The following is an 11,601-nucleotide window of genomic DNA, read 5'->3' as shown; positions in this document are numbered from 1 at the left end:
GAATAGGGAGACACGCCATGTACCAACACTTTATCGAAGGCCTGCAACGCCTGGGCCGCGCACTGATGCTGCCGATTGCGATCCTGCCAATCGCCGGCTTGCTGCTGCGCCTGGGCGACACCGACTTGCTCAACATCGCGGTGATGCACGATGCCGGGCAGGCGATCTTCGCCAACCTGGCGCTGATCTTCGCCATCGGCATTGCCGTGGGTTTTGCTCGCGACAACAACGGCACCGCCGGCCTGGCCGGGGCGATTGGCTACCTGGTGATGATCTCCACACTCAAGGTGATGGACACGTCCATCAACATGGGCATGCTCGCCGGTATCGCCAGCGGCCTGATGGCGGGCGCGCTGTATAACCGCTTCAAAGACATCAAGCTGCCGGAGTACCTGGCGTTCTTTGGCGGACGACGCTTTGTACCGATTGCCACCGGCTTTTCGGCGGTGGGCCTGGGCGTAATCTTTGGCCTGATCTGGCCGCCGATCCAGCACGGCATCAACAGCTTCGGCGTATTGCTGATGGAAAGCGGCAGTCTGGGTGCGTTCGTATTCGGCGTATTCAACCGCCTGCTGATCGTCACTGGTTTGCACCACATCCTCAACAATATGGCGTGGTTCGTGTTCGGCACGTTTACCGACCCGACAACCGGCGCGGTGGTGACCGGCGACCTGACCCGCTACTTCGCCGGCGACCCGAAAGGCGGCCAGTTCATGACCGGTATGTTCCCGGTGATGCTGTTCGGCCTGCCGGCGGCGTGCCTGGCGATGTACCGCAACGCGTTGCCGGAGCGGCGCAAGGTCATGGGCGGGATCTTCCTGTCGATGGCGCTGACCTCGTTCCTGACCGGGGTGACCGAGCCGATTGAATTCGCCTTCATGTTCCTCGCACCGTTCCTCTACTTACTGCATGCGCTGCTGACCGGCCTGTCGATGGCCGTGACCAATATGCTGAATATCCACCTCGGCTTTACCTTCTCCGGTGGTTTTATCGACATGGTGCTGGGCTGGGGCAAGTCCACCAATGGCTGGCTGGTGGTACCGGTGGGCCTGGCCTACTCGGTGATCTACTACACGGTGTTCAGCTACTGCATCCGCCGCTTCAACCTGAAGACACCGGGGCGTGAAGATATCCAGGTGGTGCAGGCCGAAGCGATGAGTGATAACCAGCGTGCGACGGCTTATATCCAGGCGTTGGGTGGTGCGCAGAACCTGCTCAGTGTCGGCGCTTGCACTACGCGCCTGCGCTTGGACATGGTGGATCGCAACAAGGCGGTGGATGCTGAACTGAAAGCGCTGGGTGCCATGGCTGTAGTGCGCCCGGGTAACGGCGGCAGTTTGCAGGTGGTGGTTGGGCCGATGGCCGATAGCATTGCTGATGAGATTCGCTTGGCGATGCCGGGGTTTGTTGCCGCAACGCCTGTAGCGGTTGCGCCTGTGGATAAGCCGGTGGCGGTGAATGTACACGAGGCCGAAAAGTGGCTGAATGCCCTGGGTGGCCGAGAGAATGTGCGCCAACTGGAAGCGGTAGCGATGACCCGGTTGCGGGTGGAGTTGGGGGATGATTCGGTGCTGTCTGAAGCGGACCTCACTGCGCTGGGTTGCAAGGGTGTGAGCCAGCTGGATAGCGGGGTTTGGCACTTGTTGATTGGTGACAAGGCTTTAGGTTTGGGTGAGGCTTTGGAGCGGTTGGTTACCCGCCCTATCAACGCCTGACCGATCGTTCCCACGCTCTGCGTGGGAATGCCGCCCCGGACGCTCTGCGTCACGCCCTGCGCAAGGGTGACGCTGAGCGTCACAGGATGCATTCCCACGCGGAGCGTGGGAACGATCAGTTACGATCAGTTAGCCGTGGCTGCTGACACTTCGTGAAGATCCAGCACCCGATCCACCATCAACTGGATCCCTTCCACCATCCGATGAATCCCCAGCACTGCATCACGCAGGGGGCCGTCGACATCAAAAGCCAGTTGACCCGCCAGTGCCTGCACGGATGCCAGGTCTTGGGAGGCGTTGGCGAGCAGGGTTTCGCTGTTCAGGTTGGTTAGGATGGTGAAGATTTGGTCGGTGGGCTGGGAATCAGATGGGGGATTTGGGCTGTCTTTGATCATGGTAAACCTCTGGTGTGAAGTAAGAACTACCAGCATCACTTGCAGATGATGGGTGGCAGCTGTGTGCGGGCCTGCAAGACCGAGAATCACCAGCAAGTCTCGGTAGACCCGAAGGTCTCCCGCACACAGCCGCCATAAATGGCGACCATGAAAAAGCGCCGCAATTATAAAGGCGCTTGTGACTAACTGGTGAGGTTTCGGCGGGCTTGCAGTCCCGGTCGCTGAATTGGCAGCGACTGACGAAGGTTAGTGGTACCCGTTCCGAGGGACAACCTGAAAGGCTTGTCGGAAAGTTCTGAGGCGCCTGCACCGGCGCCATCGCAGGCAAGCCAGCTCCCACAGTGGGTTGATGCATGACAGGACAACACGATCAAACTGTGGGAGCCGGGCTTGCCCGCGATGAGGCCTTCACAGCCAACAAAAAACCCGCTGACCAAACTGGCCCAGCGGGTTTCTTGTTTATGCAGCCAGCCGATCAAAAATCCGCCAACTGCCACACCTCATACGCCGGTGTCTCATACGGGTGACTGAGTTTCAAAGCAGCCACGACAGCCGCAATCAACTCATCCGCCACCACCAGCTCAACCTTCCACTCTTCAACCACTTCAACCTGGCCGACCTGCCCGATAAACGGCTGGCTGCCGTCCAACGCGCGGAATTGGCCCTGGCCCAGCACTTGCCAGGCGCAGCTGTCGTAGTCGCCGATGCGCCCGCCGCCGGCTGCGAAGACGGCGGTTTTCACCGTCTCTACATGGCTGTCGGGTACGAAGAAGGCGAGCTTGTACACGGCCTTAGTTCACCCACACGCGAGCGTTGCGGAACATGCGCATCCAGGCGCCGTCTTCGTTCCACTCTTCCGGGCGCCACGAGTTCTGCACGGCGCGGAACACGCGCTCCGGGTGCGGCATCATGATGGTCACGCGGCCGTCGCGGCTGGTAAGGCCGGTGATCCCGCGCGGCGAGCCGTTCGGGTTGGCCGGGTAGCTCTCGGTGACCTTGCCGTGGTTGTCGACGAAACGCAGGGCCACGGTGCCGGACAGGTCGGCTTCAAGCAGCGCTTCTTCGCTGCTGAATTCGGCGTGGCCTTCACCGTGGGCGATGGCGATTGGCATACGCGAACCGGCCATGCCCTGCAGGAAGATCGAGTTGGACTCCTGCACCTGCACCATGGCGACACGGGCTTCGAACTGCTCGGAACGGTTACGCACAAAGTGCGGCCAGAACTCGCTGCCCGGGATCAGTTCGCTGAGGTTGGACATCATCTGGCAACCGTTGCACACACCCAGGGTGAAGCTGTCGTTGCGTTCGAAGAAGCCCTGGAACGCATCGCGGGCACGGCTGTTGAACAGGGCCGACTTGGCCCAGCCTTCACCGGCACCCAGCACGTCGCCGTAGGAGAAACCACCGCAGGCCACCAGGCCTTTGAACTCATTGAGGTCAACGCGACCAGCGAGGATATCGCTCATGTGCACGTCGATCGCATTGAAGCCGGCGCGGTCGAACGCCGCCGCCATTTCCACCTGACCGTTGACGCCTTGCTCACGCAGTACGGCAACCTGTGGGCGAATGCCCTTCTTGATGTAAGGCGCGGCGATGTCCTGGTTGACGTCGAAGCTGAGCATGGTGCTCAGGCCCGGGTTGTCTTCTTCCAGGATCACGTCGAATTCCTGCTCGGCGCAGTCGGCGTTGTCGCGCAGACGCTGGATCTGATAGCTGGTCTCGGCCCACTGGCGTTGCAGCAAACGACGCTGACCGGTAAAGACCGTGTCGCCGTTGAAGGAGATATTGACTTCGCCGTTGTTGATCGGCTGGCCAATCACCGCCACGCACTCGGCCAGGCCAGCGGCGCTGAACTGCGCGAGCACGTCTGGGGTAGCGTCCTGGCGCACCTGGATCACCGCACCCAACTCTTCGTTGAACAGGATGCCGTTGATTTCGGCAGCATCCTCGGCAACGCTGTCGAGCACGATGTTCAAGCCGCAGTGACCGGCGAAGGCCATTTCGACAACGCTGGTCAGCAAACCACCGTCGGAACGGTCGTGGTAAGCCAACAGGTGGCCGTCGGCGTTCAGGCCCTGGATCACGGCGAAGAAGGCCTTGAGGTCTTCGGCGTCGTCGACGTCCGGGGCCTGCTTGCCGAGCTTGCCGTGGGTTTGCGCCAGGATCGAGGCGCCCATGCGGTTCTGGCCACGGCCCAGGTCGATCAGGATCAGGTCGGTGGTGCCCTTGTCCATGCGCAGTTGCGGGGTCAGGGTCTGGCGGATGTCGGTGACCGGCGCGAAACCGGTAACGATCAACGACAGCGGCGACGTGACGCTCTTGTCGGTGCCGTCTTCGTTCCAACGGGTGGCCATGGACATGGAGTCCTTGCCCACCGGAATGGTGATACCCAGTTCCGGGCACAGCTCCATGCCGACGGCTTTAACCGTGTCGTACAGGCGCGCATCTTCACCCGGGTGGCCGGCAGCGGACATCCAGTTGGCCGACAGTTTGATGTCGGACAGCTTGCCGATACGCGAGGCAGCGATGTTGGTGAGGGTTTCACCAATGGCCATGCGGCCCGACGCCGGAGCGTCCAGCAGGGCCAGCGGCGTGCGCTCGCCCATGGCCATGGCTTCACCGGTGTACACGTCGAAGCTGGTGGCGGTGACGGCAACGTCGGCCACCGGCACCTGCCATGGGCCGACCATTTGGTCACGGGCAACCAGGCCGGTGATGGTGCGGTCGCCGATGGTGATCAGGAAGCTTTTGCTCGCCACGGCCGGATGGTGCAGCACGCGTTCGATGCTGTTGGCCAGGTCCAGCGTGCTTGGGTCGAAATCATCGCCCAGTTCAGCTTCACGGTTGGCCGAACGGTGCATGCGCGGGGCCTTGCCCAGCAGCACTTCCAACGGCATGTCCACGGGGCTGTTGCCGAAGTGGCTGTCGGTGACGGTCAGTTGCGGCTCGGCAGTGGCTTCGCCGACCACGGCAAACGGGCAACGCTCGCGTTCGCAGATGGCCTGGAAGCGTGCGAAGTCTTCAGGACCGACGGCCAGTACGTAGCGTTCCTGGGATTCGTTACTCCAGATTTCGTGCGGGGCCATGCCCGGCTCGTCGTTTGGAATGTTGCGCAGCTCGAAACGGCCACCACGGTCGCCATCGTTGACCAGTTCCGGGAAGGCGTTGGACAAACCGCCAGCGCCGACGTCGTGGATGAAGCTGATCGGGTTCTTGTCACCCAACTGCCAGCAACGGTCGATGACTTCCTGGCAACGGCGTTCCATCTCAGGGTTTTCGCGCTGTACGGAAGCAAAGTCCAGATCTGCCGAGCTGGTGCCGGTGGCCATGGAAGAGGCCGCACCGCCGCCCAGGCCGATCAGCATCGCCGGGCCGCCGAGCACGATCAGCTTGGAGCCGACCAGAATCTCGCCTTTCTTGACGTGTTCTTCACGGATGTTGCCCATGCCGCCGGCCAACATGATCGGCTTGTGGTAGCCGCGCACTTCATCGCCACGCGGGGTGGTGATGGACTGCTCGAAGGTCCGGAAGTAGCCGGTGAGCGCTGGTCGCCCGAATTCGTTGTTGAACGCGGCGCCGCCCAGCGGGCCTTCGATCATGATGTCCAGCGCCGTGACGATGCGCTCAGGCTTGCCATACGGCACTTCCCACGGCTGTTCAAAGCCCGGGATCTGCAGGTTGGACACGGTGAAACCGGTGAGGCCCGCCTTGGGCTTGGCACCACGGCCGGTGGCGCCTTCGTCACGGATTTCGCCACCTGAACCGGTGGCTGCGCCCGGGAACGGGGCAATCGCGGTCGGGTGGTTGTGGGTTTCAACCTTCATCAGGATGTGCACCGGCTCCTGCACCGCGCCGTACTGGCGGGTTTCCGGGTCCGGGAAGAAGCGACCGGCGACGGAGCCGACGATGACCGAGGCGTTGTCCTTATAAGCCGACAGAACGCCTTCGCTGTGCATCACGTAGGTGTTCTTGATCATGCCGAACAGGCTTTTTTCATGGCTTTGGCCGTCGATGTCCCAACTGGCGTTGAAGATCTTGTGACGGCAGTGCTCGGAGTTGGCCTGGGCGAACATCATCAGTTCGATGTCGTGGGGGTTGCGCTTCAAGCCGGTGAAGGCGTTGACCAGATAGTCGATCTCGTCTTCGGCCAGGGCCAGGCCCAGCTCGGTGTTGGCCTTCTCGAGGGCGGCGCGGCCGCCGCCGAGCACGTCAATCGCGGTCAGCGGCTTCGGCTCGGCATGGCTGAACAGGCCGGCAGCCTGTTCCAGCTGGCTGACGATGATCTGGGTCATGCGGTCGTGCAGGCTGCTGGCGATCAGCTCGGCCTCGGCGTCGCTGAACTGCCCGGCGACGTAGAAGGCGATCCCACGCTCCAGGCGCTGGATTTTATCCAGGCCGCAGTTGCGGGCGATGTCGCTGGCCTTGCTCGACCAGGGCGAGATGGTGCCGAACCGTGGCAGAACCAGGAACAAGCGGCCAGTCGGCTCTTGAACGGGAACGCTTGGGCCGTACTTCAGAAGGCGTGCCAGCACTTGCTGTTCGTCGGCGGTCAAGACGCCGGTTACGTCGGCGAAGTGAGCAAATTCAGCGTACAGGCCTGTAACAGCTGGAACCTTCTGGCTCAGTTGCTCAAGGAGTTTGCTGTGGCGAAAGGCAGAAAGGGCAGGAGCGCCGCGCAGGATCAACATCTTCGGGACAGCCTCGGGAAGGGGTGTGCTTTGAGGCCGTGCATTCTAGCGTAAACCTTCGCCAACGGCACCCGAAACGCTACCGGTGGCCGCCGCCGAACGTCAGTTGGCACGCTTTGCCTGCGATCACGGCGTTATCCAGGGTATTGGGCGCAGTTATTTTAACCGTCACAATCGCTCGCCAAGCCCCGTTTCTGCGGGCTGCAGCACAGTTTTACGCTGGCTAGCAGACAAGTGCGCCGCTGTCGAGATATGGCGCCGTGAGCCGTTTGCGTATACTGCGCAGATGTTCTTCCCAACTGTTTCGCGCCTGCGATGCGTCAAATGGCTCATCGCCACCTTGCTCTTCCTGATGCTCAGTGCCTGTGTTGATAAACCCAGCACACTGGAGCGAATCAAGGAGGATGGCGTATTGCGGGTGGTCACTCGCAACAGTCCCGCTACGTATTTCCAGGATCGCAACGGTGAGACCGGCTTCGAATACGAACTGGTCAAGCGCTTTGCCGACGACCTGGGGGTGAAGTTGGAAATCGAGACGGCCGACAACCTCGACGACCTGTTCAGCCGGCTGGGCAAACCCAATGGCCCGGTACTCGCCGCCGCCGGCCTGGTGAGCAGCGACCAGCGCCAGCAGCAGGTGCGCTTCTCCCACCCGTACCTTGAAGTCACCCCACAGATTATCTACCGCAACGGCCAATCGCGTCCCACCAATGCCGCCGACCTGGTGGGCAAGAAGATCATGGTGCTCAAGGGCAGCACCCACGCTGAACAACTGGCGGCGCTGAAAAAACAGAACCCGGCGATTGAATACGAAGAATCCGATGCCGTTGAGGTGGTGGATTTGCTGCGCATGGTCGACGAAGGGCAAATCGACCTGACCCTGGTGGACTCCAACGAAGTGGCCATGAACCAGGTGTACTTCCCCAACGTGCGCGTGGCCTTCGACCTCGGCAATGCCAGCAATCAAAGCTGGGCCGTGGCAGCAGGCGACGACAACAGCCTGCTCAACGAGATCAACAGTTACCTGGACAAGGTCGAGAAGAATGGCACCCTGCAACGCCTGAAGGACCGCTACTACGGGCACGTCGATGTACTCGGCTATGTCGGCGCCTATACCTTTGCCCAGCACCTGCAACAGCGCCTGCCCAAGTACGAGAAACACTTTCGCGCCTATGCCAAGGCCGAGAAAGTCGATTGGCGGTTGTTGGCAGCCATTGGTTATCAGGAATCGCTGTGGCAACCCACGGTCACCTCCAAGACCGGCGTGCGCGGCCTGATGATGCTGACCCAGAACACCGCGCAAGCCATGGGCGTGTCCAACCGCCTGGACCCCAAGCAGAGCATCATGGGCGGCGCCAAGTACCTGGCCAGAATCAAGGATGAGCTGGACGACAAGATCGCCGAGCCCGACCGCACCTGGTTCGCCCTCGCCGCCTATAACGTGGGCACCGGTCACCTGGACGACGCACGCATCCTGGCGAAAAAAGAAGGCCTGAACCCGAACAAGTGGCTGGACGTGAAGAAGATGCTGCCACGCCTGTCGCAGAAGCAGTGGTACAGCAAGACCCGCTACGGCTACGCCCGCGGCGGCGAGCCGGTGCATTTTGTGGCGAACATCCGGCGTTACTACGACATCCTCACCTGGGTGACCCAGCCGCAGCTGGAGGGTAACCAGGTGGTGGAAGGCAACCTGCATGTGCCGGGCGTGGACAAGACCAAGCCACCGCAAGACAGCCCGCAACTCTGATCACGACAGCCCGCACACAGCAAATCTCTGTGGGAGCCGGGCTTGCCCGCGATGGCGGCCTGACAGTCAAGGTATTCGGCGCCTGACACACCGCTATCGCGGGCAAGCCCGGCTCCCACATTTGATCATCGTCGCCTTATAGGCTGGTGAGCAGGTGGAGCACGCCGCCCGGCAGTACCATCACGGCGGGTATACCCGCGGCCTTCAACGCCGACTCATCCAAACGCCCCGCCTCGCGCAATTGCACGCGCACCCGCGTGAGTGCCACGCGCTGCTGTGACGTGACGTTCCCCTCCCCGCCCAATGCACTCACCACATCGGCCGACAACAGGCTCGGCGTCGTCGGCGTGACCGTCTCGGCCACCAAATCAGGCGTCAGGGCTTTCCAGAACGCCCGCTGCAATTTCTCGAACATGCTCAGTGCTCCATGACAGGTGAGGTTTCAACGGTGGCCGCGTGGTACAGGCGCAGGGCCTCGCGCACTTGGTCGGCTTCTTCCAGGCCCAGCACTTGGCGGGCAATGATCTGGCAGTCGTGCAGGTCCAACTCGCGCACGGTGGCCTTGATGGTGGGGATCAGCGGCACGCTGACCGACAGCTCATCCACGCCCAGGCCGATCAACACCGGCACCGCCAGGGTTTCGGATGCCAGCGCACCACATACGCCCACCCACTTGCCGTGGGCATGGGCCGCCTTGACAGTGATGTCGATCAGCCGCAGCACCGCCGGATGAAAACTGTCGGCCTGGCTGGCCAGGCGCGGGTGATCGCGGTCCATGGCCAGGGTGTATTGGGTGAGGTCGTTGGTGCCGATGGAGAAGAAATCCACATGGGGCGCAAACACATCCGCCATCAACGCCGCACTCGGCACTTCGATCATGATGCCCAGCTTGGGGAGTTCACTCAGGCCAAGCGTCTGCGCTTCCTCTTCGAGCATTTTGCGCGCCAGATGCAGCTCCGACAGCAGGCTGACCATTGGCAACATGATATGCAGCCGCGCCAAGCCTGCACTGGCAAGAATCGCACGCAACTGTTCACGCAACAGTTCGGGACGTTCCAGGCACAGGCGGATCCCGCGCAGGCCAAGGAATGGGTTGGTCTCGCTTTCCATCGGTACATAGGCCAAGGGTTTATCGCCGCCCACATCCAGGGTACGCACCACCAGATTGCGCTCGGTGCCGAGGGCGCGGGCGATGGCGCTGTAGGTGTCGGCCTGCTCCTCTGCGCTCGGGGCACGGTTGCGTTCCAGGTAGAGGAACTCCGAACGCAGCAGACCCACGCCTTCAGCGCCCAGGGTCAGTGACTGTTCCACTTCCTGCAATGAGGCGACGTTGGCTGTGACCTCGATGTGGTGACCGTCGCGGGTGACCGCCGCCTGTGAGGCCTGTGCCACTTCACGCTGCAGCCGTAGCTTTTGCTGTTGACGAACCGCCTGCAGTTGCTCGATTTCAGCCAGATTCGGCTCCAGCTGCAGCTCGCCTTTATCGGCATTGAGCAGTACCCGCTTGCCGTTGGCCAAGGCCAATACTTGACTGGGTACACCGCAAAGGGATGGCAGGCCGAGGGCCCGGGCGAGGATGGCCACGTGGCTGGTAGCCCCACCGGCGACCGTGACGAAGCCCAGCACTTTGCTGGTATCCAGGCCGGCGGTTTGTGAGGGGGTCAGTTGTTCGGCGACCAGAATGGCGCACTCCGGCAGCTCCATGGAACGCTCCGGCACCCCCAGGATCAACTTGAGCACGCGCTGGCCGACGTCGGCCAAATCCGCCGCACGCTCAGCCAGCAGCGTTTTACCCAAGCCTTCGAAGAGCCTGGCGGTCGCCACCGTGGCCGTATTCCAGGCAAAGGCCGCGCTCTTGCCTTCGGCCAGCAGGCTATGAGCTTGTTCAAGCAGGGTCGGGTCTTCGAGCAGTTCCTGGTGGGCGCGGAAAATCTCGGCCTGGGCGCTGCCGGCCGCCTTGGCCTGCAACGCTTGCAGCGCCTCGTTTGCCGCCCGCAGGCCACGGGCCAATGCGGTACGTTCGAAGGTTTCTCCCGCACCGGCTTCGGGAATGTCGAGCGTCGGTTCAGCCACCTGGACCACCTGGCCGAACGCCGAGCCCGGCGACGCACAGACGCCTCGCAACACGGACGCCGAAGACGCCGACGCAGCGGGCTTGCTGATTTTCTCGACGGCTACCGGCAGCGTCTCGCCACAGCCGTCGAGCAACAACGCCACCAGCGCCTGGATCGCCGCCTCGGCATCTTCCCCCGCCGCGCTCACTTGCACGCTGTCGCCCTGGGAGGTCTGCAGCGCCATGATCGCCACAAGCGACTTGGCATTCGCGCTCAGGGTTTGCTTGTGCAGAAATATGCTTGAACTGAACCCCTTCGCCGCCTGAGCAAACACCGCCGCAGGGCGGGCGTGCAAGCCGCTGGCGTTGGGCAGGGTTACTGGCTTGGAGAACAGCGCATTGCCCTCCTCCTCGTCCACCTCTGCGGGTATCTGCCCCGGTGAGACCTGCAACAGTGGCTGGCCGGACTCGACCAGCGCCTGACCGGCCACCAACGGCACAAACGGCTCGCCGCTTACAATGAGCATCAACGTCAGCAGGCTACGTGCATTGAGCGCCACATAGTCGGCATCGAATTCGATCAGCGGCTGCCCGGCCTCCACCCGCTGGCCCTCCTCGACCAGCCGGGTGAAGCCCTGGCCCGCCAGGTTCACCGTGTCCAGGCCAATATGCAGCAATATCTGCACACCGTTATCGGCGGTGACGCTGACGGCGTGGCCGCTGTCCTGAATGTTGCTGACCACCCCGGCCAACGGCGCGCAGAGGGTCTGCGAAGTGGGGTCGATGCACAGGCCATCGCCAATCACGCGGCCGGAAAATACCGGGTCGGGGACCTGATCCAGCGCCAGCAAAACCCCGGACAAGGGTGCCAGCAGTTCCAGGGGTTGAGATGTGGTCATGACTTCACCTGTTTGTGTTGTTCTTTAAAAATCATTGAGTCGATGCAAGGTTGAGGATGACGAAGATCAAAGGTGGGAGCGGGCTTGCTGTGGCGAGCAAGCTT

General features: G+C 62.1%; 7 protein-coding genes. 2 read left to right on the top strand and 5 right to left on the bottom strand.

The window, feature by feature from the left end; genetic code table 11:
• Positions 1 to 17: 17 nt before the first annotated feature.
• Positions 18 to 1,715 (top strand): N-acetylglucosamine-specific PTS transporter subunit IIBC, encoded by a 1,698-nt coding sequence (gene nagE, locus AC4PS6_RS28325; RefSeq protein ID WP_336827170.1) that lies wholly within the window; start codon positions 18 to 20, stop codon positions 1,713 to 1,715.
• Between the two features lie 125 nt (positions 1,716 to 1,840).
• Here nagE and AC4PS6_RS28320 read toward each other — a convergent pair whose 3' ends face one another.
• The 3 genes from AC4PS6_RS28320 to purL form a co-directional block, all read right to left on the bottom strand.
• Entirely contained in the window at positions 1,841 to 2,110 is a 270-nt protein-coding gene (locus AC4PS6_RS28320; protein WP_020301367.1) for a DUF6124 family protein, read from the bottom strand.
• Positions 2,111 to 2,585: 475 nt separating this feature from the next.
• A complete protein-coding gene (locus AC4PS6_RS28315) occupies positions 2,586 to 2,897 on the bottom strand; it encodes a YqfO family protein (RefSeq protein ID WP_014719796.1) in 312 nt (103 codons plus the stop codon).
• A 4-nt stretch (positions 2,898 to 2,901) separates the two neighbouring features.
• Positions 2,902 to 6,798: a phosphoribosylformylglycinamidine synthase gene (gene purL / locus AC4PS6_RS28310; RefSeq protein ID WP_336827169.1), complete on the bottom strand. Its 3,897-nt coding sequence runs from the start codon at positions 6,796 to 6,798 to the stop codon at positions 2,902 to 2,904.
• A 286-nt stretch (positions 6,799 to 7,084) separates the two neighbouring features.
• Here purL and mltF point away from each other — a divergent pair, with 286 nt between their 5' ends.
• Positions 7,085 to 8,545, top strand: a complete 1,461-nt coding sequence (mltF, locus tag AC4PS6_RS28305; RefSeq protein WP_137270788.1) for a membrane-bound lytic murein transglycosylase MltF — start codon at positions 7,085 to 7,087, stop codon at positions 8,543 to 8,545.
• A 136-nt stretch (positions 8,546 to 8,681) separates the two neighbouring features.
• On the opposite strand, the gene AC4PS6_RS28300 is transcribed toward mltF, so the two are convergent.
• Both AC4PS6_RS28300 and ptsP read right to left on the bottom strand, forming a co-directional pair.
• Entirely contained in the window at positions 8,682 to 8,960 is a 279-nt protein-coding gene (locus tag AC4PS6_RS28300; RefSeq protein WP_019817232.1) for a PTS sugar transporter subunit IIB, read from the bottom strand.
• Positions 8,961 to 8,962: 2 nt separating this feature from the next.
• Positions 8,963 to 11,497 carry a phosphoenolpyruvate--protein phosphotransferase gene (gene ptsP / locus AC4PS6_RS28295; protein WP_336827168.1) on the bottom strand — a complete coding sequence of 845 codons (2,535 nt, stop codon included), beginning with the start codon at positions 11,495 to 11,497 and terminating at the stop codon, positions 8,963 to 8,965.
• Positions 11,498 to 11,601: the final 104 nt, after the last annotated feature.

It is taken from the genome of Pseudomonas sp. DW-iso17 (genome assembly GCF_058725345.1).
The sequence above is the reverse complement of the archived record's forward strand: the minus strand, read 5'-3'. Positions and strand labels throughout refer to the sequence as shown.